Below are 25801 nucleotides of genomic sequence, written 5' to 3' on the forward strand. Positions count from 1 at the left end.
CGGATCAGCAGGATGCAATCCTGGTGCCGGTCCCGGCGGCCGCTGCGCTCAGTCCGGCAGCCAGGCCGCGCGCCAGGCCTGCAGGTTGGCGCCTTCCAGCATCCAGTCGCGGCGCACCGCCGCGTGCAGCGCGTCGCCGGCCGCAGCCCGGGCGGGGGCATCGGCCAGGTGCATGCGGATCGCATTGACCCAGTCGCGGAAGCGGTTCTTGACCAGGGTCGCCGGCAACCCGTGCTGGTAGGGCGGCAGGTCGCTGGCCACCACCGGGTAGCCGCAGGCGCCGTATTCGAGCAGGCGCAGATTGCTCTTGCAGCGGTTGAACAGATTGTCTTCCAGCGGCGCCAGCGCCAGGTCCAGGCGCAGCGCGGCCAGGGCCTGCGGATAGCGTTCGAAGTCCACCCCCGGGTGCACTTCGGCCACATGCGGACGCAGCCGCTCCGGGCACATGCCCATGAACACCCAGTGCACCTCGCCGGCCAGCGCCTGCACCACGTCGGCGATCAGTTCCAGGTCGCCGGTGTGGCTGGCGCCGCCGGCCCAGCCGACCCGCGGCTTGGCGCCGGCGCTGGTCCTGGTCGGTGCAGGCAGATCGCCCCACATGCGCGGATCCAGCCGGTTGTGGACCACGCGGATGTCGGCATGCAGGCCGGCGAGGGCGTCGGCCAGGGTCGGGGTCGACACCACCACCCGGTCCACCAGCGCCGCGGCGCGGCGCAGCGAGCGCAGCACGTCCTTGGGCATCTGTTCGCGATGCACGCTCTTCAACGGCAGGTTGGGCAGGTAGTCGTCGAGTTCGTAGACCTTGAACGCGGTGGAGAAGCGGCGCATGCGCTCCATCTTGGCCAGTTCGACGTCGCCGACCCGGCGTTGCACCACCACCGCATCGGGGGCGATGCGCTCCATCTCCACCGGGTCGAGCAGGCGCGCGTAGTAGACGCCGTCGATCTGCCCGGCCTCGGCCAGCGCCTGGAACGGCTGGATCACCCGGTAGTGGCCGCTGCCGAACGCGTCGCCGGGATGCGCCAGGATCCGCGGCAGCGGCTTCCACGCCAGCGGCTGCCAGGAGAACTCGGATTCGCCGAGCTTGAAGCCGCCCGGCTGCTCCAGGCCCAGGCTCGGCGAGTAGGCCGGATCGTGCGCCATGACCGGCAGCCAGCGTTGCAGCAGCGCATCGTCCGCGCTTTGCGGCCGTGGCGGCGCGGCGGGCTGCAGCAGCAGCGCCTCCGGCGTCCAGAGCGTCCATTCGCCCAGCGCGGCGGCGCGCAGGCACAGGTCCACGTCGGCGCCGCCGTCGCCGAACCCGCCCGCATCGAAGCCGGACAAGCGTTCGAACAGGTCGCGCCGCACCAGCATGCAGCGCTCGGACACGGCGCTGTAGCGGTGCGCCACCTGCAGCCGGCCCATGTAGCCGGCCTGCGCCATCGGCTCGCCGGCGAAGGCGTGGCCGGCACCGGGCAACAGCCCGGGCAGCAGACCCGCGTGGGTGATGGTGGCGTCCGCGGACACGCCCTTGGCGCCGACGATGCCGACCTCCGGGCGCTGCGCGTGGTTCATCAGTTCGTGCAGCCAGCGGCCCTGGACCACGGCGCTGTCGGCGTCCAGGAACAGCAGGTAGTCGCCATGCGCCTGGGTCGCGGCCAGGTTGCGCGCCTCGGCCTGGGCCACGCGCTGCTCCAGTGCGAACACGCGGATGCGGCCGTTGCCCAGTTCGGCCACCGCCTGCAGCCATGCGCCCACCGCCGGCGCGTCGCTGGCGTTGTCGACCAGCAGCAGTTCGTAGGCCGGGTAGGCGGTGGTCTCGAGCAGGCCGACCACCAGGCGCTGCAGGGCCGGCAGATTGTCCTGGGTGATGGTCACGATCGAGACCGGCGCCTGCTGCGCATGGCCATAGTCGATGCGATGCAGCCCGCCAGGCAGCGCGTCGATCCTGGCGTCGGCATAGCCGCGTGCCCGCAGATGGCTGGCGACGGCGCGCTGGCGCGCCTCGGCGCCCGCGGCGGCGTCGGCCGGCGCCGCGATCAGCAGCGGCTCGGGCAGATGTCCCAGGCTGGCGCCGGCATCGCGCTGGAACAGGCGCAGGATCAGCTCCAATTCCAGCGCGCCGTCGTGATCGGGATCGAACCCGCCCAGCTCCTGCACCAGGGCGCGGCGGAACACCCAGTGCCCGGCGGTCGCCAGCGGATTACCCAGCAGCAGGTCCAGATCCGGATCCGGGCGCAGCACCGGGGCCAGCGTCTGGGCGTCCAGCGCCAGCCATTCGTCGGCATACAGCGCGCTGCCGTGCGGCTGCTGCGCCAGTTCCAGCACCAAGCGCAGCAGGCCGCCCGCGCAGAAAACGGTGCCTGCGCGGGCGCACAGGAACCAGTCAGAGCGGTCGAGTTCGGCCAGCGCGGCGTTGCGGTCGGCGGCCTCGTCGGCGGACGCCAGCGGCAGATGCCGGACCCGCGGATCCGGCCACGGCGTGGCCGTCGCGGCGCCGAGCACGGCCACGCTCAGCGTGGCGAACGCGGCGCCGTCGAGCAGCAGGCTGTGCAGGCTGGCTTGCAGCGCGGCCGCGTCGGCGTTGCGCGCGTCCAGCATTACCGCCAGCCGCGCGCCGCCGCCCAGTTCCGCCAGGCGCGCGTCGAACAGGGCGCGCTTGGCCGGCGGCAGCTGGCGCTGCGCCTGCCAGTCGCGCAGCGCCAGCTGGGCGCGGCCGCGCGCATACACGGCCTGGATCGCCTGCAGCAGATCGACCGGTTCGGCGCGGCCTCCGTCCAGCGGGGTCACATGGACCAGGCGCACGTCGCCGTCGCCGCGGTACCAGCCCATGGCGCGCACGCCGCGGCGGAAATCGTCGTGGCCCTGGTCGCCGATCCCCGGCTGGTCGCGGCCGGCCTGGCTGTACTGGTCCCGCGTCACCCGGAAGCGGGTCAGTGGCCTGGCCAGCAGGGCGAGGTTGCCGCGGTGTAGGAGCTTGGCGTACAGCGCCAGGTCGCCGACCCAGTGGATCACCTTGCCGTCCAGCATCATCAGCTGGTCGCCGATCTCCAGCAGATCCTGGCGCCGGCACAGCACGCAGCTGGGTTCGCCGATGAAGTTGATGGTGTGGTCGGCGAGGAAGGACAGCAGCTCCGGGCCGTCGAGCAGCACGTCGCCGGCGAACGGGAAGCTGGTGGCGTGGATGTCCGGCAGCGGCGCATCGTCGCCGTCGATGCGCTGCCGGCGCGAGGACGCCAGCACCACGTCGGGGCTGGCCTGCATGGCCTGCACCAGCGCGGCGATGCAGTCCGGTTCCAGCACGTCGTCGTCGTGCAGGAACTTGACGTAGTCGCCCTGCGCCAGGCCGATGCCCTTGATGGTGCTGCCGAGTTCGCCCAGGCGGCTGGGGTTGCGCTGGTAGCGGATCGGGAAGCGCGCCGCAGCACGCCTGCGCTCCACCGCCGCGGCGATCGTGCCATCGGGGTTGTCGTCGCAGATCACCAGTTCCAGCGCCGGATGGGTCTGGCCCAGCACGCTGTCGAGCGTCCGCTCGAAGTAGCGGAACTTGTAGGCCGGCATGACGATGCTGACCAGGGCGTTGGAACTCATGCGGGATGGGCCGTCTCGAAGGAGGAAGGAGGCGCGTTTTGCCGGTTCACGGCACGCGCCGGGTCGACGATGGCGTTGGCGCTGCCGATCTGCAGGCGATGCAAAATGCGTGCCGTGGAGGCGTGCGGGAGGTGAACGACCGCGCGCTCAGATGGAGGCCGGCGCGGCGGCGCGCGATCCGGCTAACGTCCGCCAATGCCACACGCCTTGGCCTAATCCGGCGCCGGGGAGACGATCCTGGGCAACTGGTCCGCGGGCAAGGCGGTGTACAGCGGGTCTTGCATTTCCAGTTGCGCCCAGGTCGGGTTCAGATGCGCGAACGCGGCCAGCGCTTGCAGCGCGCCGTTGCTGTCGCCCAATGCCATCTGCAGGCGCGCCGCGCGGCGCCAGACCCGGTCCCAGTCGGCGCCAAGCCTGATCGCCTCGTGCAGCGCGATGCGCGCCTGTTCGCGTTTTCCCCGGCGTTGCGCGCGCTCGGCCCGGACCATCGCGCTGTTGGCCTGGTGCAGATCGAGCAGATGACGCAGAGCAGGTACGGGGTCGGCAGCGGCGTCGATGCGCAGATCGATGTCCTGGAAGCCGCCTTCCTGCGTTCGCACCAACAACGCGGCGGACATCTTTCCCGTCGTCTGGCCCCCGGCGCGCTGACCCGCGGCGAGCGCCGCAAGCAGGCGATCGGCGAGCGATCCCTTGCCATCGAGGAAGGCGCCGCGCATCGCGGCGATGACGGCTTCGCTTTTCAGGCCATTGCCCTGGATCGCGTAGCCAGGTCCGGTCGCAGACCCCGACCAGGGAGACGCCATGGCTTGCTCGCCGGTGAAAGCAGCGCCCTCGTCACCGATTCCGACGATTCCTACCTGCCGGAACGCGGCATCCTGCCCTTCGAAGCCGTCGTCGGTCCGCACCAGTTCATCCAGTGCTGCGCGCGCACTGACGTGCCGTTGCAGCAAGGCGAGGCCTTTGGGGCCGTAGGAGGGATTGGTTTCGTATTGCGAGGCTACTGCGCCGACGTTCGCCTGGGCATAGATGACGGTCGCGCCCACGGCGAGATTGTTGGTTGCGACCGCGGCCCCGCACGTGCCGGACGGCGCGCAAGCCACGATCGAAAATGTCGCCAGTGCCGGCCCGGCGATAGCGAAACCAAACGCAACGGCGATCAGGCGTACCGCTCTTTGGCGGAGGTTCCTGGTGAAACGCATGGTGTCCGATGCCTCGCGATGTCGCGAACAAGAAAACGCCTTGCGGAAAGTCCGCGGCCGTGGCCGTTGCTCTCCGCACGCCGCAATGCGGACGTTCATCGCTGCCGGCAGCGGCACGCGAGCGCACATCATGCACAGCATCCGCGGCGCGGAGCTATGCCGGTCATGGCGATCGGCAGCCGGTACTGCGAGTCTGGCCGACGCGGCGCAAAGGCATGCAGGCCGGCACGACGATGCTGAGCGGGGCGTTGGATCCCATGAGCAGGCCGGTCCGCTGCAGATGCAGCATGCGTGCCGCGGACGGCTCGCTGACGCAACGGCAGGTCCGTGCGCTTTTCCACGTCGGCTCTACAACAGGTGCCGGCGCATGTCGTCCATGTCCAGCAAGTCGTCATCGATTCCCTGTGCTGCGATCAGCTCGGTGGATTGCCGGAAATCATAAGCCAGGGCGCCGCGCAGCGCCTGCAGCGCCGGCGCTGCGAAGTCGGGCACCGGCTCGTCGAACGCCAGTTCGCGGCTGGAGAAGACGAAGGGCACCGGTTCGGTGGCCGGGGCGTGGCCGATCAGGCGCCGCAGAAACGTCTCACGGTACTGCGGCTCGCGCAGCCGACCTAGCGACACCAGCAGGATGTCCTCGGGCCGATAGCGCGCTGAAAGTGGACGCAGCGCGGCGTAGTAGAAGCTGCCTTCCAGCATCGACAGGAACGGGAAGGCGCGGCGCGTCATCAGGAACTGCATCTCGTAATCGGCGCGTGCGGCAAAGGTGGTGACGCGCAGCCGTTCGGCCTCGGCCTGGAAGTGGCGCTGGACATGGGGGGAGGACGCGCGCGGAAAGCAGAGCGCGGTAATGTCTCTGAGGACGTCCAGGGAAACCGCGTCCGAGTGCGAGCCCGCGGGGGTGGCATCGGTGATACAGCCTCCATGCTGGTGGTAGTCGCTGAACATCCGTGCCGCCACCGCACCGCCGAGCGCGGCGATTTTCTTCATCCGGTACGAGCTCCAGGCCCGCTCCAGCGGGTTCCTGACGCACAGCACGATCTTGGTGCGGTGCTCCGGCAGGCGTGCGATCACGTGGGGACTGATCGCATAGTTGACGCTGGCATCGAGCCAGGGCAGTTCCGCCGGCAGCGGCCGCGCAGTTCCTTCCGACAGATAGGTGTACGGTTCCTTGATTCCAGGCAAGACAAAGCGCGCGAGGCCATTGCTGCTGAGCCAGCTGGCCAACGCCGTGGTGCCACTTTTGTCGGTACCGGCTATGAAGATGTAATCGGGCTTCATTGCGCCATTTTCCGTTAGCGGTCGCCGCCAACGGCGCAGGTGTATCGATTCGCTCGCACGGTCTTTCGCTCACTCCACGTAGAGGATGGTGTCGTAGAAGAACATCGCATAGTGCCGCAGCCGCAGGCGCGCGTCCGGGTAGATCCGGTCGAGCACAGCGACGATGTCCAGCAGGTCCAGCGCATGGTGGTAGCAGGTGATGGCCATGCGCGGACGGCAGCGGCCGATCACCTGCGCTCCGCCGAGCAACACCTGGGCCTCGAACCCTTCCACGTCCATCTTCAACAGCGTGATCTCGTCCAGCACGTCGTCCAGTCGCACGCTCGGCACCTGGATGTCGCCGCCAACCTCTACCCGGCTGCCCATGTTGCCCTTGGCCGAGAACGACAGCGGCTGGTCCGAATTGCCGACCGCCTGGTTGTGCAGGAATATCGGTCCGGGTACGGAGCCCATGCGCTGCTGCAGGGCGGCGAAATTGCTCGGGTCCGGCTCGAACGCGTGGATCGACCGGTAGCGATGGCGCGCGGCGGTCAGAAACTTGCGAAGCGTGTCGCCATCGTAGGCGCCGATGTCCACATAGTGTTCGCTATCGTGCAGCGTGATCGGGGTGAGCTCGGAGCGATACATGGAAAAGTATTCCTGCTCGCTGGGACATATCACATCCAGCAGATGCGCTCGGTCGCCCGTCATCCTCATGCGCAGCACGGCATCGAGCGTATCGACGCTGTGCGCGTCAGCAAATCGGCGTTTCAGCGCGGAGAATCGTTCGGCGTGTTCGAGCGTCTGCGCGCGCGTGGTCTTTCCGTTCTGATAGACCAGCACCATGTCGAAGGCGTACAACAGCTCCGGAAGGTCGATCACGCTGCCTTGCCTGGCTTTGGCGAGGTGGTCGAAATACAGCCATGTCGCCAGCAGATGACCGCAATTCACGGCGACAGAGTGCGGCTCGCCGACATAGTCGGCCACTGGCAGGATCTGGTCGTATCCTTCAACCATGCCTGGCGCGGCATGGTACATGTCGTCCACCGCGACCAGGCGGATTCCCGGAAATCGCTGCCTGCATTCGACCAGGACCTGCGGCATGTGGATGCTGCCGATGTGGGAACTCGGCGCCAGGAAGAAGACCGCCCGTGCCTTTGCGAGCGCATCCAACGGGTCGGAGCGAAGCGCTGCGATGTCGTTCATGAGTGTGTTCCGGTAAAGATGCGTGCGCCTTCCGGCATCAGTGCATCGTGAAAAGATCGCTCCGGCAGTGCATCGGGCAGCATGCCCGGCAGCAACCATTCGCAATGGCGTCCGATGTTGCTGTTGATGCGGGTCAGGCTGCCGCTGCCCAGGGTGCTGCCCTGGCCGATCTGCGTGCTGCGCCCAAGATGCACTCCGGCATGCAGGGTCACGCAGGCGCCCAGGCGTACCTCCCGTTCCACGATCACCTGCCGCTCCAGCCAGCAGCCAGGACCGACACGGGTGCCCGACGCCAAGTTGCAGCCAGGGCCGATATGCACGTTGCCCATCAGGCGCACGTCGGCATCCAGGTGCGCGGACGCCGAGACCAGATTGATCGTGCGGTAACCCGCCAGGCGCACATCGGCCAGCAGCTTGTGCCGCGCATGGTTGACCGCGCGTTCGTCGAGCGCGACGAACACCTCGGTATCGGCAGCGGCGTGGTGCGTCAGCAGCGCGCCTAGATCGAAGTTGTAGTGGTCGATTGAAGTCAGCGCGAGAGACGCATAGACGAGTCCACAGTCCTGCGCGGTCCGCTGCGCCTGCTCCAGCGCGGCGCCTTCGCCCAGCAACAGCAGCGAGGTCATGCCGGCTCTCCCAGCACGTTGGCGCGATACCACAGGTGCTGTCGCACCAGCTGCGTTTCGTAGTCGCCGTGCATGACGCGCGGCGAATGCGCGCCGAGGCCGGCCTGCATGCGTTCCAGCAACACGGTGTCCTCGGCGATGACGGTGCGCTCGCCGCGGATCAGGTTGCTCAACAGCGCGGTGAAATCGGTGCGCTCGCTCTTTCGGCGCGCGGTCATCACCCACAGGTGGTAATCGGTTTCGTGCGCCGACACCGGATCGTACTGTTGCAGCAGGAAGTAATCGCCGCGCACGCTGCAGAAGTTCACATTGGGATAGATGAACCAGTTGTAGTAGGCGGATTCTTCGCCATAGGCCTCGCACAGCTCGCGGAACCAGTTTTCCTGCGGCGTGATCGGCGCCTTGACCGGGAAGCTCAGTTCGCTCAGCGCCGGGCGGGCCTGCGCCTGCAGCAGCTGCTGCACCTCGGACGCGACGTCTGCGGGCCGCTCCACGCTGGCGGACGGCTTGCTCGCACCCACCATCAACGGGCTGAACGTCTTGGGATGGACGAACGGAACATGGTTGTAGTCCTTGACGTTCTCCATGTTCAACTTCCAGTTGTAGCGCACGCGATGGCAGCTGTAGATGATCTGCGCATCCAGGTGCGACGACGCGGTGCGGAGGTTCTCGAGATACTCTGGCGAAAATTGTTCTTCCAGCGGCAACGGGTCGTCGGAAAAGTTCACGAACAGCAGCTGGCCGACCTGCTCCAGGCGGAACCTGGTCAGGCAGATACCGGCCTTTTCTTGCGCGGTGAACTGGTACAGGCCGGAATTCGGCAGCCCTCGCAGTTCGCCTTCCGGGCCGAACGACCAGGCGTGGTACGGGCAGACCAGCGGACGCTTGCCCTGCGCCTCGATCTGGATCGCCGATTGGCGATGCGGGCATTGGTTGAGGAAGGCGCGGATGCCCGCATCGGTGCGCTGCACCAGCACCGGCACGCCGGCCACCTGGCGCGCGAAGAACTGGTTGCGTTCGCGCACCATCGAGGAAAAGCCGACGAAGTTCCACAGCTTGCCGAACAGCCGCTGCTGTTCCAGGCGCAGGCTGTGCTCGCTGATGTAGTGCTCGGCATCGAGTGCATGGCGGGGCATGGTGCGGGTCCTGCTATTTGCTGAAGATGGTGCGTGCGGGATTGCCGGCGACGGTGACATTGGGCGGAACGTCCCTGACCACCACGCTGCCGGCCCCGATCACCGCGCCGTCGCCGATCGTGATCCCCGGGATCAGGGTGGAATGCGGATGGATGACCACGTCGCTGCCGATGCGGACGCCACCGCCGATGAACACGAAATTGCCGATCTGCACGTAGTCGCCGATCGTCACGTCGTGGCCGATGATGGTGGTGGAGAGCACGGTGACGAATTCGCCGAGCTGGCTGTCCGCGCCGATCGACACGCCCGGCTCGAACAGGCCGCCGCGCCCGATCCGGGTCGCCGATGCCTCGCGCAGGCCCGGACGCAGCACCATGAAGTCCGCGCCTTTCTCCAGCAGCGCCCGGGTGTAGCGACGGCGCGTCGCCGGATCGCCCAGCGCGCACACGAACAGGTCGCCTTCCACCGGCTGGTAGGTGTGCGGGTCGCCGACGATCGGCCAGCGCGAGGTTTGCGCCAACCCGCTGCGATCGTCGAGGAAGCCCTTGATGTCCCACTTCGTGCCGAACCCCGGATCGTCGTTAACGGCCATGGCGGCCACGCCCTTGCCGAAGCCGCCCGCGCCCACGATCAGTACATGCCAGAACGAGAGAGCGCTCATGCGAATTCCACCCCCCCGTCCATGCTGAACACCTGTCCGGTGATCTTGGCGCTGGCGTCGGAAAGAAAGTACAGGCAGGCCAGGGCGACATCGTCCGGTTGCCCGACGCCGAGCGGATAGCGTTTGCGGCTCTCCTCGAACCAGCTCTTGTCCTCGGTGATCAGCGTGGTCTCGACCAGTCCCGGGCACAGCGCGTTGGCGCGGATGTTGCGCCGCGCCAGTTCCAGCGCCAGAGGCCGCAGCGTACCGATCAGCGCCGCCTTGGAGCCGGCATAGGGGCCGACGCCGACCGTGCCGGTCAACGCGGCGATGGACGAGATGAAGACGATCGCGCCGCCTGGACGAATCGACTGGCGTGCGAGCAGGTGCCGGGTCAGCATTACCGGCGCGACGTAGTTGATGTCCAGCACTTCCTTGAGGAAGCTCTCGCCGACCAGCTTCATCGGCGACAGGCCGCGGATGCCTGCGCTGTGCACCAGCCCGTCGATCGGCCCGCTTTCCAGCGCCAGGCGCTGCAGCGTGGTCGAATCGCTTAGATCGCCGACGAACGACCGGTGCCCGTCGCCGTCCAGCGCTGCGCGCACCGCCTCCAGGCGCGCCGCGTCGCGTCCGGCGACGAGCACACGGGCGCCCGCGGCGGCGCAGGTCTGCGCGACGGCCTGGCCGATGCCCTTGGACGCGCCGGTTACTAGGACCGTCTTGCCTTGCAGGCCGAACATGTCGCGCAACAGCGCCGACGCGGTATCGAAAGAGGAGGCGGCTGCGAGTTCGGTCATAAGCGTATCGGCAGGGAGATGCCGCCATCGATGGTCAAGGTGCTGCGGGTGATCCAGCGGCTCGCGGCGGAGAGCAGATACACGGCGCCCTTGGCGATGTCGTCCGGATCGATGCGACCCAGCGGGGTCAGGCCGATCTTGTCGTCCATGTCCGTGGCCGTGCCCAGCTTTTCCAGCATCGGCGTATCGACATAGCCAGGCGCGATGCAGTTGGCGCGGATGCCATGCTTGGCCTGCTCCAGCGCCAGCGTGCGTACCGCCGCTTCCAGCGCCGCCTTGGATGCGGCATAGCCCGCCGCCGCCTGCGGCGCCGCGCGCGCCGACAATGCGGACACGAACACCAGCGAAGCGTTGTCGTGCAGGCGCCGCTTGAACAGCAACTGCTGGGTCAGGGTGATCGGCGCCAGGTAGTTGACCGCCAGCATCTGCTGCAGGTGTTTTTCGGCGGCCATGCGGAACGGCACCAGGGCGGCGACGCCGGCGCAGGACACCATGCCGTGGTAGCCGTCGGCGGCGTCGAGCAACTGCTGCCGGGTCTGCGCGTCGGTCAGGTCGCCGATCACGCTGACATGGCCGGTGCCTTCGAGCGTGGTGGCCACGGCCTCAAGCCGCGCAGCGTCGCGCCCGGTGACGACGAGCCTGGCGCCCAGGCGCGCGCACAGTCTGGCAGTGGCCGCACCGATGCCCGAGGAGGCTCCGGTCACCAGCACGACCTTGTCCGTCAGGCCGAACGCCTCGGTGGAAGCCGCCATCGTCACGATTCGATCAGGTCGGGAAACACCGCGCCCTCGATGTCCACCAGGCAACTTCCCCAGGACAGGCCGATGCCGAAACCGCACAGCAGTACGCGCTTGCGTCCCGATTCCAGTTCCTTGTTGATCCGCGCGGTCATGGTCACCGGCAGCGAGGCGCCGCTGGTGTTGCCGAAGTCGCGCAGGGTCGAAGGCACCTTCTCCACCGGCAGGCCGAGCTTCTTGCGGATGGTCTCGTTGATCATCCGGTTGGCCTGGTGGAACACGAAGTAGTCGATCTCGTCCTTGGACACGCCGGTGTAGTCGAGCAGCTTCTGCACCGCCGGCGGCACCCGCTGGGTGGAGAAGCTCAGCACCGCCACGCCGTCCAGCTGCAGGTCAACGCCGCGATGCCAGTAATCGTTCTCGTCGGCGCGGAACGGCATCAGGTGCTGGATGCCGACCGGCTCGCGCTGGCCGCCCACCGGCAGGATGATCGCCTTGTAGCCGCTGCCGTCGCTGTTGAGGTCGAAATGCATCGGCGCGGCGTCGGCGCTGAATTCCAGCGCGGTGGCGGTGCCGGAATCGGAGAAGATCGGGTCCTCCAGGTTGGCGCTGCGGTCGCCGACCAGCAGCAGGCCCTTCTTGACCCCGCCGGCGGCGATCATCGAGCCCAGCAGGTTGATGCCGAACGGATAGGCCGAGCAACCCAGGTTGACGTCGAAGGCGACGGTGGCATGCGACAGGCCCAGCCGATCCTGCAGGATGATCGCGGTCGCCGGGATCGGATAGTCCGGCGATTGGGTGACCACGATCAGCGCATCGATCTCCTCGCGCTGCCATTGCAGCCGTTCGATCAAGCCCTGCGCGGCATCGAACGCCAGGTCGGAAAAGCACTGCCACTCCTGCGCCATGCGCCGGGTCTCGATGCCGATGTTGCGGACCAGCCGCTCGCGCTCGGAACGGATCTGCGGCCGGCAATCGGTCAGGTTGGAGACGATGCGCTTGGGCACGCAGGTCGCCATGCCGGCGAAGCGCACGTTGTGCAGGGTGGAGATCGGCATGCTATGCCTCGGTCAGCTGGTAGAGGTCGCCGACGGTGACGGCGGCGGCCAGGTGCTCGCCGGTGATGGTCTTGCCGTATTCCATGTCGAACATCACGATCACGCCGAGCGCGGCGAGCGAGTCCCATTCGGGAAGCTCGCGCAGCACGGTGTCCGTCGTCACCTCGACCGGAGTCTGGAAATCGGTCGCCGACAGGAAATTCTCGATAAACGTTGCTTGGCTCATTCTTGTTCCACGGAGTGGGCGGAGGAAGGGAGGGTCGCGGCAGGGCGACCGATTTTTGCAGCGGTTGATGCGGCTGTACCGGCACCCGCGATCAGGTCGGCGATGGTCTCCACGTCGCCGGCGCTCAGGCCGGGATAGATCGGCAGGCACAGCACCCGTTCGGACATCTGCCGGGCGACCGGCAAGCCGGCCGGCGCGGCCGAAGGCAGGCCGCGGTACATCGGGAAATCGCTGATCAGCGGATAGAAGTAGCGGCGCACCAGGATCTCGCGCTCGCGCATCAGTTGATGCAGGCCGTCGCGGGTCAGCGGGAAGTCGTCCTCGATCAGGATCGGGAACGAGGCGTAGTTGGCCAGGTCCGGGGAGCGCGGCGCCAGGCAACGTATGCCGGGGACCTGCGCCAGGCGTCGCCGGTAGTCGGCGTCGATCTCGCGGCGTTGCGCCAGCGCACGATCGATGTGCTGCAGTTGCAGCAGGCCGAAGGCGGCGTTCACCTCGCTCATCTTGCCGTTGATGCCGGTGGCCACCACCGTGGTCTCGTCGACGAAGCCGAAGTTCTTCAGCCGGCTGATGCGCTGGTAGGTCTTTTCGTCGGGGCAGACGATGGCGCCGCCCTCGAAGGTGTTGAACACCTTGGTGGCGTGGAAGCTGAGCACGCTGAGGTCGCCGTGGCGCAGGATCGAGCCGCCGTCGTCCTTGACCCCGAAGGCATGCGCGGCGTCGTAGATGACCTTGAGGTTGTAGGTGTCGGCGATGCGCTCGATCGCGGCGGTGTCGCACGGCGTGCCGTAGCAGTGCACCGGCATGATCGCGGTGGTCTGCGGGGTGATCGCGGCCTCGATCTTCTGCGGGTCCAGGTTAAGCGTGACCGGATCGATGTCGACGAACACCGGCTTGATCCCTTTCCACAGCAGCGAGTGCGCGGTGGCCACGAACGAGTAGGGCGTGGTGATCACCTCGCCGGTGACGCGCAGCGCCTGCAGCGCGGTGAGCAGGGCCAGCGTGCCGTTGGTCAGCAACGCCAGATGCCCGACGCCCAGGTACTCCGCCAGCGCCTTCTCCAGCGCCCGGTGCATGTCGCCGCCGTTGGTCAGGATGCGGCTGCTCCAGATCTTCTCCAGGTACGGCACGAACTCGTCCAGGGGAGGCAGCAGCGGACTGGTGACGGGAATGGGCATGGTGGCCTGCGTGGGTACGTGTGGAGAATCCGCGGCGCGGATCGTGGCGACGGGGTTCCTGTTCTGAAAGCAAGCCATATGCCAACAGACGTGTCCACTGCTTCCGCGTTCGCCTGCGAGAAGCGTGCGAGCGCGCGACGATCCCCATCGTTCGCGACACAGCCGCAGCGGGCCGGCCGGACGCACGTCCGGAAAGCATGCGATGCGTAGAGGGGAGGGTACTTCAGTTTCGAACCGCGGTCGTTCCGTAGCGCAGCACGCGCGTGGCGACGCGGATCTGCTCGCGACGCGCGCTCAGCCAGCCAGTTCGGTCTGGTCGCGATCGATGCCGTACTTGCGCAGTTTCTCCACCAGCGTGGTGCGACGCAGGCCCAGCAGCTGGGCCGCATGCGCGACCACGCCCTGGGTGCGCTCCAGCGCTTCGTTGATCAGCGCCAACTCGATGTTGGCCATGTGCCCGCGCAGGTCCAGGCCGCTCTCCGGCAGCGTCGATGCGGTCTGCGCGGCCGCTTCGGACGGATCGGAGAACGCCTTGGGACCGACGTGCAGGTCGACCACGTTGGGCACGCGGCGCGGATCCGGTGCGGCGATCGGCGCCGGCGGCGCCGACACGTCGATCGAGGAGGCGAAGTCGCCGCGGTAGCGCGCCGGCAGGTCCTGCACCCGCACCAGGCCGCTGGGATGCAGCACCGCCAGGCGCTCGACCAGGTTGGTCAGCTCGCGCACGTTGCCCGGCCAGTCGTAGCCGCGCAGCGCTTGCAAGGCTTCTTCGGAGAAGCGCACTTCGCCGCGCCCGGTGCGCGCCAGCTGCGCGGCGATGGTGTTGACCAGCGCCGGCAGGTCGTCGCTGCGTTCGCGCAGCGCCGGCATCTCGATCGGGAACACGTTGAGCCGGTAGAACAGGTCCTCGCGGAACTGGTTGCCGGCGATGCGCTCTTCCAGGTTGCGGTGGGTGGCGGCGATCACCCGCACGTTGCAGCGGATGGTGACGTTGCCGCCGACCCGCTCGAAACTGCGTTCCTGCAGCACGCGCAATAGCTTGACCTGCATCGGCAGGCTCATGTCGCCGATCTCGTCGAGCAGCAGGGTACCGCCCTCGGCCATCTCGAAGCGGCCCTTGCGCGCGGACAGCGCGCCGGTGAAGGAGCCTTTCTCGTGGCCGAACAGTTCGCTTTCCAGCAGGTCCGGCGGGATCGCGCCGCAGTTGATCGCCACGAACGGGCCGTCGCGGCGCGGCGACTGCTGGTGGATCGCGCGTGCGACCACTTCCTTGCCGGTCCCGGACTCGCCCAGCACCAGCACGGTGGTGTCGAACGCGGCGACCTGGTCGATCAGCCGCCGCAGCCGCACCACCGCGGCGCTGTTGCCGGTCGGGCCACTGTCCTGCACCGCGCCGGCCTGGTGCTCGGCGTCCAGGCGCTTGAGGCTGGCGCGGCGCAGCAGGGTTTCCAGCTGCGCATGGCGCAGCGGCGCTTCCAGCTGCCACACGTTGGCTTCGTGCAGGCCGTGGCGCTGCGCGAACGCCTGCGCCTCGCCATTGAGCAGCAGCACCGGCGGCGGCAGCGGACTGCGCGCGACCCAGCCGAAGAACGCGTCGGCCTGGGCCTGGTCGTCGAGTCCGCCGACCAGGATCGCCATCCACTCGCTCTGCCGGTGGCGGCCGGGATTGACGTCGGCCACGTCGGTCACCCAACGCGGGTTGAGGTCCATGAATTCGAGCAGGCTTACCGTGCGTTCGGCGCGGACCGCGTCGTCATCGATCACCAGGATGCGCGATTCGCTCATGCCGGTACTCCCTCTGTGCGTAAGCCCTCCAGGATCGGCATCACTTCCTGGATGTAGGACAGCTTGCTGACGAAGTTGTCGGCACCGGCGCGCATGGCGTGCTCGCGGTGCTCGGCATCGTCGAAATGGCTGGCGATCACGATGTAGGGCGCCTGGTCCTGGGTCTTGATCAGGCGCGTGGCCTGCAGGCCGCCCATTTCGGGCATGGCCAGATCCATCAGCACCACCTGCGGGCGCAGCGACTCGGAGCGTTCGATCGCCTCCAGGCCGTTGGCGGCGCTGCCGATCACTTCCATCCAGTCGAGCTTGCGGAAGTGGCGCATCGCGGCGTTGATGAAGCCTTCGTGGTCGTCGACCAGAAGCACGGACAATTTGTTCATGTGTAGTGTTTCCTTAGCCCGCGCGGGCCAGCAGCGGTTTGGCGCGACGGCGTTCGCGGGCGGGGGCGATATCCAGTTGTTCACGGTACTTGGCCACGGTGCGCCTGGCCACGTTCACGCCCTGGCGCGACAACAGGCCGGCGATCGCCTCGTCGGCCAGCGGCCGCCCCGACGGCTCGGATTCGATCAGGCGCCGCACCATCGCGCGCACCGCCTGTCCCGAGACCGCGGCGCCTTCCAGGCGCACGGCGAAGAAATGCTTCAGTTCGAAGGTACCACGCGGCGTCTGCAGGTACTTGCCGGTGGTGATGCGCGACACGGTGGACTCGTGCATGCCGATCGCGTCGGCCACTTCCTTCAGGGTCAGCGGCGCCATCGCTTCCTCGCCCTTGACCAGGAACGCGGCCTGGCGTTCGACGATGGCGCGGGTGGTGCGCAGCAGGGTCTCGTAGCGCATCGACAGGCCGCGGGTCAGCCAGCGCGCCTCCTGCAGCATTTCGCGCAACGGCGCCGCCGCCTCGCCGGCCTCGGCCAGGGCGCGCTCGTGCATCGGATTGACGCTGACGCGGTGGGTGGTGGCCGGGTTCAGCGCCACCCGCCAGGTGCCGTCGCTGTGCCAGGCGACCACGTCGGGAATCACGTGGCCCAGGTTCTCCGGCAGCAGGCTGTCGCCGGGACGCGGCTGCAGCGACAGGATCAGCCGCACCGCTTCGCGCACGTCGTCGGCTTCGGCGTCGAGCAGGCGCGCCAGCAGCGGGTAATCGTGGCTGGCGAGCAGATTCAGGTCGCCGGCGAGGATGCGCGCGGCCAGGTGGCGGCCGGCGACGCGGCCGGGCAGGGCGGCCAGCTGCACGCTCAGGCATTCGCGCAGGTCGCAGGCGGCCAGGCCGGCGGGGTCGCCGTGCAGCAGCCGCTGGCGGATCGCTTCCACCTGCGCGGCGGAACGGTCGAAGCGCGCACAGGCGAGCAGGGTCAGGGTGTCCAGCGCGCCGTCGAGGTAGCCGGCATCGTCGCTGTGCTCCAGCCAGAACGCGGCCACTTCCAGGTCGCGCTCGTCCAGTTCCAGCGCCAGGCGCTGCAGCACGCGCAGCTGCGGATCGGTGGACTCGCCGGCGGCAATGCGCTGCATGCGGTCGTCTTCGCCCTCGCTCCAGCCGGCGGCGGGAATGTCCCACATCGAGGATTCGGGCAGCTCGTCGAACGCGGCGGTTTCCAGCGTGGTGTCGTGATCGACCACCGGCTCGAGCACGCCTTCCGGCTCTTCCAGTTCCAGCAATGGATTGGTTTCCAGCGCGCGCCGGATTTCCATTTCCAATTGCATCCCGTCCAGTTGCAGCAGCCGGATCGACTGCAGCAATTGCGGGGTCAGGTGGAGTTGCTGGCCTAGCTGGGCGGAGACGGTCGGCTTCATGCGAACTTCCTCGGTTTGGCGCCAACCCTCTGGCGCCCGTGGAATGCATAGTGCTTGCCACCTGACGGTAACAGAATCAGGGCGTTCCTGAGTGAGGTAGTCAAATTCCCGACAGCATGTGGGGAAAATCCCTACATGACCGTAGGGGGCGCCGGTCGATCGGCGCTGCAGAGTCAACGCTGGCGGGCTTCGACGGTTTCACGGCGGCAGCTGAGCGGTTAAGGCAAGCCGCATGCCAGTGCGTCGCGTCGGGAACCCGTTCCCGGCCGCTCAGGTCAATTCGTTCTGGTGGCGCGCGGCCAGCAGGACCAGATCGTTGGCGCGCCGGCAGCCCAGCGATTCCATCATCCGCGCGCGGTGGGTCTCCACGGTCTTGACGCTGATCCCCAGGTCCGAGGCGATTTCCTTGTTGCTCTGGCCGCGGCCGATCTGGCGCAGGATCTCGCGCTGCCGCGGCGACAGCGCGGCGACGCCGACCGGGCGCTCGCGGCCCAGCATCGGCGCGATCATCTTCGAGGAGATCTGCGGGCTCAGGAACACCTGGTTGAGGCTGGCCGCGCGCAGCGCCAGTTCCAGTTCCAGCGGCGCCGCATCCTTGACCACGAAGCCGGTGGCGCCGCGGTCCAGCGCGTCGCGCACGTGTACCGGATCGTCGTGCATCGACATCATCACCACGCGGGTCTTGGGCGAGGTCTGCAGCACGTCGGTCAGCGCGTCCAGGCCGCTGCGCCCGGGCAGCGACAGGTCCATCAGCACCAGGTCGGGGCGGTGCAGGCTGGCCAGGTCCACCGCTTCCTGTGCGTTGCTGGCCTCGGCGATCACGTCGATGTCCGCGAACGTCTGCAACAGCCGGCTCAGGCCGGCGCGGACCAGGGTGTGATCGTCGACGATGATGACTCGCACAGTGGGAAGATCTCTCTACTCTAGTACCGCACCTTAGCCGAGCGCGCCGTCGCCGCCAACCTCGCGGCGCCGCGGCGGGGCGGCCAGCGGCGATTCAGCGCGCGCGCCGGCTGTCGGCGATCTGCCGCCGGTGCAGGCGGAACAGGTGCCGTTCCAGGGCTTCTTCCAGGCCGGGTGGCTGTGTCTCGAATCGTAGCCAGAGATAGAAACCGCCGCCAGCGGTGGCCTCGGCCAGCACCTGGACCGGCAGTTCGAGGTGGTCGGGCAGCCAGTCCGAGGGCTGCAGGCGCAACAGGCCGGCCGCGCCCGGCAGCGCGCCCGAGCGCGATCCCAATTCCAGTCTCAGGCCTCGGCGCGACCAGCGCACGGGGCGCAGCGGCAGGCCTTCCTCGTGCTGCCGGGCCAGGCGGCCGAGCAGCACCAGCATCAGGTCGAGCTTGGCGTCCATGCGCTGCAGTTGCAGCGGCTGGTCGCTGCGCTCCTCGCCGCCGTCCTCGCTGCGCAGGTCCTCGACCTGGGCCAGGCCGCGCAGCAGGGCTTCGCCGGCGCCGAAGCGGCCGATGCCGTTGCCGAGCTTGAAGTCGGCCGGCAATGCCAGTTCGCAGCTGAGGGTGTCGTGGAACAGCTCCGTTTCGGCAGGGTGGTGCACGACGCCGTCGGACGCGCTGTTCATCTCAGCGATCCGGCCTGCGAATAGGCGCGCGCGGCATTGTTGGACAGGCGGTTGGCGCGCAGCCAGTCGCCGGCCTCGTCGCGCGCCTGCAGCATCTGCGCGATCACCGCTTGCTGCAGTTTCAGCAGCGAGCCGATGCCCTCGCGCGAGACGTCGCTGCCGGCCTGCTGCAGGTATTCGCGCAGGTGCTGGTCGTGCTCGGCGACCATGCGCTCGGCCAGCGCGTGGTCGTCGCCGTGCAGCACCTGCTGCAGCTGCTGCAGTTCGGCGTGCAGCGATTCGATGCTGACGGCGATCATAGGGTGGCGACCGCGGCGAGTTCGCGTTGCTGGACGGGAATGGCGTTCCACGCCGCATCGATCTCGCTGAGCAGTTCCAGCGACTCGACCAGCGCGCTGTCGTCGTTGTGCAGGTTGGCTTCGGTGAGCCGGTGCATCACGTAGTCGTACAGCGCCGAGAGGTTGTTGGCGATCTCGCCGCCGGCCTCGTGGTCCAGCGAGCCGTTGAGGTGGCCGACGATGGCGCAGGCTTCGCCGATCGCCTTGCCCTTGCGCGCCTGGTCGCCCTGCGCCAGGCAGGCCTGGGCCTGGCGGATGCGCTGGCACGCGCCGGCGAACAGCAGCGCCACCAGCTTGTGCGGGTCGGCATCGGTGATGCTGGTGGACACGCTCATCTTGCGATATTGCTCGGCGTATTGGCGACTGGAACCGTGCATGGAAAACTCCCTCGGGTGGCCTGGTGCCGCGCTGCCGCGCCGGACGGCGAAGGCGCCGCGGCGGCGGTACGTGCTGCCAGTCCGGAATGACTGTCGATGCTAAAGATATCGGCAGCTGCCCGCTCGGACTTGAGCGCTGGCAGCGTCTTTCATTCCGATGCCGTTGCCGCTACGAGGAGAACTGGGAGAGGCTTTGGCTGATCGTCTGCATCTTCGCGACGATGGTGTCCATCGCGGTGAACCTGGCGGTGTAGTTGGTGGTCAGTGTGTCCATCCGCTTGTCCAGGTCGCTGAGCTGGTCGGTCAGGTCGGTGATGTGCTTGTTGAGCGAGGCGGTGCGCTGGGTGATGGTGCCGTTGGTAACGTCGAGGTTGCTGTTCAGCAGCGTGGTCACGCCCGCGGTGAAGCTGCCGTCGGTACCGAACATCGCCTTGGCCGAGGCCGGGTCGCTGGCGATGGCGCTGTCGAACTTGGCGCTGTCGAAGCTCATCACCCCGGCCTTGTCGATGGTCACGCCCATCGCCTTGAGATCGACGACGTTGTCGCTGACCTGCTTGCGCAGCGATTGCTGCAGCCCGCGCACCATCGAGTCGCCGGTCAGCGCCGAGGCCTTCTTGTTGGTGGCGTCGTAGGCGCTGGAGGACTTCAGCAGGGTGTTGGCGGTGTTGTAGGCAGTCACGAACGCGGTGAGGTTCGCCTTCAGGCTGCTGCTGTCGTTGGCGATGGTCAGGCTGTACTTGGTGCCTTCCGCGGCCTTGGTCAGGTTCAGGGTGACGCCGGGCACGAGGTCGGCGATCGCATTGCTGCTGGAGGTGCGTTCGAAGCCGTCCACGCGCACCACCGCATCGGCCGCGGCCACGGTCTGGGTCAGGCCGCCGCTGCTGCCGCTGCTGTACGTCAGCGCGGCGAGTCCGCCGTTGCCGCCGGCGCTGGTGATGGTCAGCGCGCCCTTGGTGCCGGAATCGACCGCGTTGAGCACCAGGTGGTCGCCGTCGTCGGCGCTGACCACGCTGGCGGTCACCCCGCTGCCGCCGGCGGCCTTGTTGATCGCGGCGGCGACGTCGCTGAGCTTGCTGTTTTCGGCCACGGTGACGTTCAGCGTCTTGTCGCCATAGCCGATGGTCAAGGTGCCGTCGCCGACCACCGCGTCGTCGGCGTAGGCGGCCGAGGTCAGCTTCTGCCGTTCGGCCAGCTTCACCACTTCCACGCTGTAGTTGCCGGCGGTGGCGCTCTCGGTGACGCTGGCGGTATAGCCGGCGCCGTCGGCGACGGTGGCCTTGACCGCGCTCTTGTCGGCGCTCTTGGCGATCGCGTTCATCGCCGTCTGCAGGTTGGACAGCGCACCCTTGATCGTGCTCAGCGCCGAAAGTTGGGCGCTGGACGCGGTGCCGTCGGCGTTGATCCGGTTTTCCTGCGGAGCGCGCTGGGCGGCGACCAAGGTTTTGACGACTGCGGCGACGTCCATACCGGAGCCGACGGCAGAGAGCGATGAAGTAGCCATGGATGGGCTTCCTTACGGTAGCGGGCGCGGAGGCCAGCGGTAGATAGGGGTATCGGCGGCGCACGGCGGTTCTTGAGGCCGCGCGCGCGTCGGCAATGCCCTGGAGGCAATGCAAATCCTGTGCCTGCGCCCGGCCAGACGCAAAAAAGCCCCTCCTTGCGGAGGGGCTTTCGGGTCTTGCCGGTGTCGAGCGGGCTGTTACTGCAGCAGGCTCAGCACGTTCTGCGGGACCGACTTGGCCTGCGCCAGCATCGCGGTACCGGCCTGCTGCAGGATCTGCGTGCGGGTCAGTTCGGCGGTTTCCTTGGCGTAGTCGGTGTCGCGGATGCGGCTACGCGAGGCCGACAGGTTCTCCGAGGTGGAGCTCAGGTTGGCGATGGTGGAGGTGAAGCGGTTCTGCACCGCACCCATGTCGGCGCGCGAGGAGTTGACCGCGGTCAGCGCCTTGTCGACGATTTCCAGGGCCTTCTGCGCACCGGAGAAGGTGGAGATGTCCAGGTCCTTCAGGGTGTTGGTGGTACCGGCGACGGCGGTGGCCGACGCGGCGATGCCTGCGTTGCTGAAGGTGACGCCGGTGGCGCCGGTGGCCGAGCCCGCGGTGAAGGAGAAGTCCTTGCCGGCCTTCAGCGATTCCAGCTTCAGCGCGCCGGTGGTGCTGTCGACCGAGGCATACACGCCGGTCTGGTCCAGCTTGTCGTTGATCGCGGCGGCGATCTTCTTGGAGATATCGCTGCCGGTGTCGCCGACGGCGACGGCGACCGAGGCGATGGTGGTGCCGTTGACCGACATGCCGGAGAAGCTGCCGCTGGCGGTCGCGGTGCCGGAGGCCAGGGCGGCCGAACCGGTCTGGGTGGCGGCGAAGCCGGCCTTGCCCAGCGAATCGACGTTGGCGTCGACGATGCTGTTGATGCCGATGGTCTGGCCGGCATCGGCGCCGACCTGGAACAGCGCGCCGGAGAACGAGCCGTCCAGCAGCTTGGTGCCGTTGAAGCTGGTCTGGTTGGCGACGCGGTCGATTTCCGAGGTCAGCTGCTTGACTTCCGAGTTCAGCGCCTCGCGGTCGGTGGCGGAGTTGGTGGCGTTGGCCGACTGCACCGACAGCTCGCGGATACGCTGCAGGTTGTTGCCGATTTCAACCATCGAACCTTCTGCGGTCTGCGCCAGCGAGATGCCGTCGTTGGCGTTGCGCGAGGCGACGTCCAGGCCGCGGATCTGGGTGGTGAAGCGCTCGGAGATCGCCAGACCGGCGGCATCGTCCTTGGCGCTGTTGATGCGCAGGCCCGAAGACAGACGCTGAATCGTCGTCGCCATGCTCGCGCTGGTGCTGTTGAGATTACGCTGAGCGTTCAGCGACATTACGTTGGTGTTGATTACCTGTGCCATTTTGATATCTCCTCTAAGCGATTTATCCGGCAACCCATCGGTGCCTGGAGCCTCCGCAGGGGGGCCATCAATTGGCCGTTGCCGCTGCTGAGATAAATAACGGCGCGATGTCAACAACCTTTAGCGATTCGCTGCGGAAATTATCGCGATGTGGCGAACCGGGAGCCTGTGGCACGCGCGGCGAAGAGCTTGTTTCGGCCGCGGTTTGGCAAACTTTAGCGGCCTTGGCACGAAATTTGGCGGGATCGGCAGCGATGACGAACTCGGTATAAAGGCAAAGGCCCGGAGGCATCGCTGCGCTCCGGGCCTTCGCGTATGGAGTGGAATCGGGATTCAACGGATCATGCTGAACAGCGACATCGATTGCATCTGGGTGAAGATGGTCTGCGCCGATTTGAGCGCGGCCTGTTCCAGCTGGTACTGGCCGATCGCATCGGCGTAGTCCAGGTCGCGCAGCGAGGACAGGGTGGTCTTCAGCGTCACTTCATTGGATTCGCGCAGCTCGGCGGCGCTGTCGAGCGCGGCCAGCTGCGCGCCGCCGGCGGCGCGCGCATCGATCATCTTCGCCGAGGCCTGGCTGATGTCGCGCATCGACGACTGCAGGGTGTTCTGCAACGCGGCCTTGTCGGTCGCGGTGATCGGGTCGGTGTTCAGCGCATTGACCAGATTGGTGATGGTGGAGAACACGTCCTTGGTGGTGGAGGCGCCGATCTGGAAGCTGTCGCCGACCGCTGGCGCGCCGTCCAGGCGCATCTTCAGGCCACCGAAGCTGAGCGTCTCGCCGGCGGCATAGGTGCCGGTGGTGACCACGGTGCCGGTACTGTCGCGTACTTCATAGGTGTCGGCGGCAGTGAAGGCGACGTTGTAGCTGCCGCCGTTCCAGCCGCCGGCGCCGGAGTCGCGGCTGTAGTCCAGCAGCAGGCCGGTGCCGGTGTTGGTGCTGGCCGCGTGCGCATCGACGGTGCCGTCGCCGGTGCGGATGCGCATGAAGATCTCGCTGCCGGGCAGGGCGTCGGCGACCTGGGTGTCGGCCGCCACCTCCACGCTGCGCTGGGTCTGGTCGCCGCTGTAGACCACGCTGCCGTTGACCACCGCGAACGGCGCCTTGTCGTCGGCGGCGCCGGCGAACAGGTAGCGGCCGCTGCCGTCGGTGCTGTTGGACAGACTGAGCAGGCTATCGTGCAGCGATTTGAGTTCGGAGGCGATCGCCTTGCGGTTGTCGGTGGTCAACGCCGAGCTGTTCGCTTCCACGGTCAATTCGTTGACCCGGGCCATCAGGTCGCCGGCCTGCGACAGCGCGTTCTCCTGCAGGCCCAGGCGGTTCTGCACGTTGTTGGCGTTCTGGCCGAAACGCTCCAGTTCGGCCACCGCGCGGTCCAGGTTGACCGCGGTGCCGGAGGCGACCGGATCGTCGGCGGCGGTGACCAGGCGCTGGCCGGTCGCCAGCTGCTGTTCCAGATGCGAGATCTTGGCCTGCTTGCCCAGCATGTTGTTGACCGACTGGCTGAACATCATGCCGGTGGAGATACGGTTGCTCATCGGATCGCACCCAGAATGGACTGGAACATCGTGTCGGCGGTGGAGATCAACTGCGAGGCGGCCTGGTAGGCCTGCTGCAGGCGCAACATGTCCGAGGCTTCCTCGTCCAGGTTGACGCCGGAAACCGAGTCGCGCGCGTCCTGCGCGCTGGTGTGGATCACTTCCTGCGCGTCGGCCGCGTAGGTCGCCTGCCGCGCCGCCGAGCCGATCGTGGTGGTGAGTCCGGACACCGCGCCATTGAGGGTGATGGTGCCGCCGTTGAACGCCTTGCTGTCGTCCAGGTTGGACAGGGTCAGCGCGTTGCCGTTGTTGCTGGAGCCGGCGCCGGTGGGTTTGACCGCGAAGGTGTCGCCGGCGACCGGCGCGCCGTCCAGGGTCATGCTCCAGCCGTTGGCGCTGATGGTCTGCCCCGCGGTGTAGGCGAACGGACCGGCGCCGTCGATGGTGTACTGGTTGGCGTCGATGAAGGCGATGCTGGAGGGCGTCAGCAGATTGGCGTTGCTGGCGTCGGTGGCGCGCACGTTGCTGACCTTGCCGGTGCCCAGGTTGTCCAGGTCGGCGCTGCCGGTGACCGGCGTGGCCGCAGCGATGCGCGACGGATCGGTGATCGCCACCGCCAGGCCGGTGACCGCGTTGGCGGTGGGTTGCAGCAGGAACTTGTCGCCGGCGGCGGCGCTGCCGGACACCTGCAGGGTTACCCCGTTGACCACGAACGGATCGGTGCTGCTGCCGGTGCCGGTCATGGCCACGCTGGCGCCGGTGTCGGCGCGGCTGGCGGTCCAGGTGCTGCCGTCGAACTTCAGCAGCAGGTTCTGCCCGTCGAGCTTGCTCAGGTCGCTGACGCTGGCGCTGAAGCTGGCAGTGCCGGTGTTGGCGGCGTTGGCGTTGACGCTGGGCGCAGACAGCGAGAAGAAGTCGCTGCCCAGGTTGCCGTACAGGTCCACGCCGGCCTTGTGCTGCTGGTTGTAGGTGACCGCCAGGCCGGTGGCGATGCGCCCCAGCTCGGCCTTGGTCGGATCCAGCACGCTGCTGCGGAACTCGAGCAGGCCGCCGATCTGCCCGCCCAGCGAGCTGTCGCTCAGGGTGATGGTGGTGCCTTGCGCCTTCAGCGCGACCTGCAGGCGCCCGGGCTGGTAGGGATCGGTGACCGTGGTCAGGGTGGAGGCGGTGGTGCCGACCACCAGCGCCTGGCCGCCGGAGGTATAGACGTTGATCGCACCGCCGTCCTGCTGCACCGCGCTGCCGCCGGTGTAGCCGACCAGCTGGGTGATCAGCGCATCGCGCCGGTCGAGCAGGTCCGGCGCGGCCGAGCTGGCGTCGCCGCCGATCTGGCCGTTGATCTTGGCGATCTCGGTGGCCAGGCGGTTGGCTTCCGTGGTGGCCGAGAGCAGGCCGTTGTTGACCTCGTTGCCGAGCGAATCCATCTGCCCGTTGAGCTGCTTGAAGCGGGTCACCAGCGAGTTGGCGTTGTCCAGCACGTTCTGCCGGCTGGCGGTGGCCGAGGCGTTGGAGGACAGCCCGGTGGTGGCGTCGAAGAAGTTCGACCACTGCCCGGAAATGTTGGTGGCCTTGTCGGAGAACAGCCCGTCGACGCGGTCGGACAGGCTCGACAGTTGCTTCAGCCGCGCCAGTTCGCCGCTGCTGTCCAGCAGCCGCGAGGTCGCCAGCTGGTCGGCGACGCGGGAGATGTCGGTGATCTTGGTGCCGTTGCCGATGTAGTCCGAGCCGTACTGGGTCGGCGTGGTGGTCGCGAACGACACGCGCTGCCGGCTGTAGCCGTCGGTGTTGATGTTGGCGACGTTGTGGCTCACGGTCGCCAGGGCGCGCTGGAAGGCGATGAGGGCGCTGGTGCCGGTGGACAGGACGGACATGGACGGCTAC

The 25801-nt window shown here is 67.8% G+C and carries 24 protein-coding genes; all 24 read right to left on the reverse strand.

The genetic code is table 11. The features are described 5' to 3' along the window. Positions 1 to 48: 48 nt before the first annotated feature. The 24 genes from HDC36_RS03670 to flgK all read right to left on the reverse strand — a co-directional run bounded on the left by HDC36_RS03670 (position 49) and on the right by flgK (position 25791). Positions 49 to 3540 carry a glycosyltransferase gene (locus tag HDC36_RS03670; protein ID WP_218848062.1) on the reverse strand — a complete coding sequence of 1164 codons (3492 nt, stop codon included), beginning with the start codon at positions 3538 to 3540 and terminating at the stop codon, positions 49 to 51. A gap of 242 nt (positions 3541 to 3782) precedes the next feature. Beyond that, positions 3783 to 4901, reverse strand: a complete 1119-nt coding sequence (locus tag HDC36_RS03675) for a DUF1028 domain-containing protein (RefSeq protein ID WP_255432576.1) — start codon at positions 4899 to 4901, stop codon at positions 3783 to 3785. 216 nt (positions 4902 to 5117) lie between these two features. Further along, positions 5118 to 6047 (reverse strand): sulfotransferase domain-containing protein, encoded by a 930-nt coding sequence (locus HDC36_RS03680; RefSeq protein ID WP_179564520.1) that lies wholly within the window; start codon positions 6045 to 6047, stop codon positions 5118 to 5120. A 69-nt stretch (positions 6048 to 6116) separates the two neighbouring features. Beyond that, positions 6117 to 7232 (reverse strand): FkbM family methyltransferase, encoded by a 1116-nt coding sequence (locus tag HDC36_RS03685; protein WP_218847986.1) that lies wholly within the window; start codon positions 7230 to 7232, stop codon positions 6117 to 6119. Next, positions 7229 to 7843, reverse strand: coding sequence for an acetyltransferase (locus HDC36_RS03690; RefSeq protein WP_255432577.1), 615 nt, complete (start codon positions 7841 to 7843; stop codon positions 7229 to 7231). Before HDC36_RS03690 ends, HDC36_RS03685 begins: the two co-directional genes overlap by 4 nt. An 11-nt stretch (positions 7844 to 7854) precedes the next feature. Next, positions 7855 to 8994 carry an aromatic ring-hydroxylating dioxygenase subunit alpha gene (locus HDC36_RS03695; RefSeq protein WP_179564523.1) on the reverse strand — a complete coding sequence of 380 codons (1140 nt, stop codon included), beginning with the start codon at positions 8992 to 8994 and terminating at the stop codon, positions 7855 to 7857. A 13-nt stretch (positions 8995 to 9007) separates the two neighbouring features. Further along, positions 9008 to 9655, reverse strand: coding sequence for a NeuD/PglB/VioB family sugar acetyltransferase (locus HDC36_RS03700; RefSeq protein ID WP_179564525.1), 648 nt, complete (start codon positions 9653 to 9655; stop codon positions 9008 to 9010). Next, the gene (locus HDC36_RS03705) at positions 9652 to 10431 is read right to left on the reverse strand and encodes an SDR family oxidoreductase (RefSeq protein WP_179564527.1); all 780 of its coding nucleotides are present in this window, start codon (positions 10429 to 10431) and stop codon (positions 9652 to 9654) included. Before HDC36_RS03705 ends, HDC36_RS03700 begins: the two co-directional genes overlap by 4 nt. Further along, on the reverse strand, positions 10428 to 11183 hold the full coding sequence (locus HDC36_RS03710) for an SDR family oxidoreductase (protein ID WP_218847987.1): 756 nt from the start codon (positions 11181 to 11183) through the stop codon (positions 10428 to 10430). The genes HDC36_RS03705 and HDC36_RS03710 overlap by 4 nt, the downstream gene beginning before the upstream one ends. A gap of 2 nt (positions 11184 to 11185) precedes the next feature. Then, the gene (locus tag HDC36_RS03715) at positions 11186 to 12226 is read right to left on the reverse strand and encodes a ketoacyl-ACP synthase III (RefSeq protein ID WP_179564531.1); all 1041 of its coding nucleotides are present in this window, start codon (positions 12224 to 12226) and stop codon (positions 11186 to 11188) included. Between the two features lies 1 nt (position 12227). Then, complete coding sequence (locus HDC36_RS03720; protein ID WP_003466862.1) at positions 12228 to 12452, reverse strand: acyl carrier protein; 225 nt, start codon at positions 12450 to 12452, stop codon at positions 12228 to 12230. Further along, positions 12449 to 13630, reverse strand: a complete 1182-nt coding sequence (locus HDC36_RS03725; RefSeq protein ID WP_179564533.1) for a DegT/DnrJ/EryC1/StrS family aminotransferase — start codon at positions 13628 to 13630, stop codon at positions 12449 to 12451. The genes HDC36_RS03720 and HDC36_RS03725 overlap by 4 nt, the downstream gene beginning before the upstream one ends. 294 nt (positions 13631 to 13924) lie before the next feature. Next, on the reverse strand, positions 13925 to 15415 hold the full coding sequence (locus HDC36_RS03730; RefSeq protein WP_179564535.1) for a sigma-54 dependent transcriptional regulator: 1491 nt from the start codon (positions 15413 to 15415) through the stop codon (positions 13925 to 13927). Continuing rightward, positions 15412 to 15795, reverse strand: coding sequence for a response regulator transcription factor (locus HDC36_RS03735; protein WP_010341669.1), 384 nt, complete (start codon positions 15793 to 15795; stop codon positions 15412 to 15414). Before HDC36_RS03735 ends, HDC36_RS03730 begins: the two co-directional genes overlap by 4 nt. Before the next feature lie 13 nt (positions 15796 to 15808). After that, positions 15809 to 17206 carry an RNA polymerase factor sigma-54 gene (gene rpoN / locus HDC36_RS03740; RefSeq protein ID WP_179564537.1) on the reverse strand — a complete coding sequence of 466 codons (1398 nt, stop codon included), beginning with the start codon at positions 17204 to 17206 and terminating at the stop codon, positions 15809 to 15811. Between the two features lie 270 nt (positions 17207 to 17476). Next, positions 17477 to 18109 carry a response regulator transcription factor gene (locus HDC36_RS03745; protein WP_179564539.1) on the reverse strand — a complete coding sequence of 211 codons (633 nt, stop codon included), beginning with the start codon at positions 18107 to 18109 and terminating at the stop codon, positions 17477 to 17479. A 94-nt stretch (positions 18110 to 18203) separates the two neighbouring features. Further along, on the reverse strand, positions 18204 to 18782 hold the full coding sequence (locus tag HDC36_RS03750) for a PilZ domain-containing protein (RefSeq protein WP_179564541.1): 579 nt from the start codon (positions 18780 to 18782) through the stop codon (positions 18204 to 18206). Next, positions 18779 to 19081, reverse strand: coding sequence for a hypothetical protein (locus tag HDC36_RS03755; RefSeq protein ID WP_179564543.1), 303 nt, complete (start codon positions 19079 to 19081; stop codon positions 18779 to 18781). The genes HDC36_RS03750 and HDC36_RS03755 overlap by 4 nt, the downstream gene beginning before the upstream one ends. After that, the gene (gene fliS / locus HDC36_RS03760) at positions 19078 to 19497 is read right to left on the reverse strand and encodes a flagellar export chaperone FliS (protein WP_179564545.1); all 420 of its coding nucleotides are present in this window, start codon (positions 19495 to 19497) and stop codon (positions 19078 to 19080) included. Before fliS ends, HDC36_RS03755 begins: the two co-directional genes overlap by 4 nt. Positions 19498 to 19666: 169 nt before the next feature. Next, on the reverse strand, positions 19667 to 20998 hold the full coding sequence (gene fliD, locus HDC36_RS03765) for a flagellar filament capping protein FliD (protein WP_179564547.1): 1332 nt from the start codon (positions 20996 to 20998) through the stop codon (positions 19667 to 19669). A 198-nt stretch (positions 20999 to 21196) separates the two neighbouring features. Continuing rightward, positions 21197 to 22381, reverse strand: coding sequence for a flagellin (locus tag HDC36_RS03770; protein ID WP_179564549.1), 1185 nt, complete (start codon positions 22379 to 22381; stop codon positions 21197 to 21199). Between the two features lie 67 nt (positions 22382 to 22448). After that, positions 22449 to 22718, reverse strand: coding sequence for a hypothetical protein (locus HDC36_RS03775; RefSeq protein ID WP_179564551.1), 270 nt, complete (start codon positions 22716 to 22718; stop codon positions 22449 to 22451). Next, positions 22715 to 23920 carry a flagellar hook-associated protein FlgL gene (flgL, locus tag HDC36_RS03780; RefSeq protein WP_179564552.1) on the reverse strand — a complete coding sequence of 402 codons (1206 nt, stop codon included), beginning with the start codon at positions 23918 to 23920 and terminating at the stop codon, positions 22715 to 22717. The genes HDC36_RS03775 and flgL overlap by 4 nt, the downstream gene beginning before the upstream one ends. Then, complete coding sequence (gene flgK / locus HDC36_RS03785; protein WP_179564554.1) at positions 23917 to 25791, reverse strand: flagellar hook-associated protein FlgK; 1875 nt, start codon at positions 25789 to 25791, stop codon at positions 23917 to 23919. Before flgK ends, flgL begins: the two co-directional genes overlap by 4 nt. Positions 25792 to 25801 lie beyond the last annotated feature (10 nt).

Source organism: Xanthomonas sp. JAI131, from assembly GCF_013410075.1.
GTDB lineage: Bacteria > Pseudomonadota > Gammaproteobacteria > Xanthomonadales > Xanthomonadaceae > Xanthomonas_A > Xanthomonas_A bonasiae.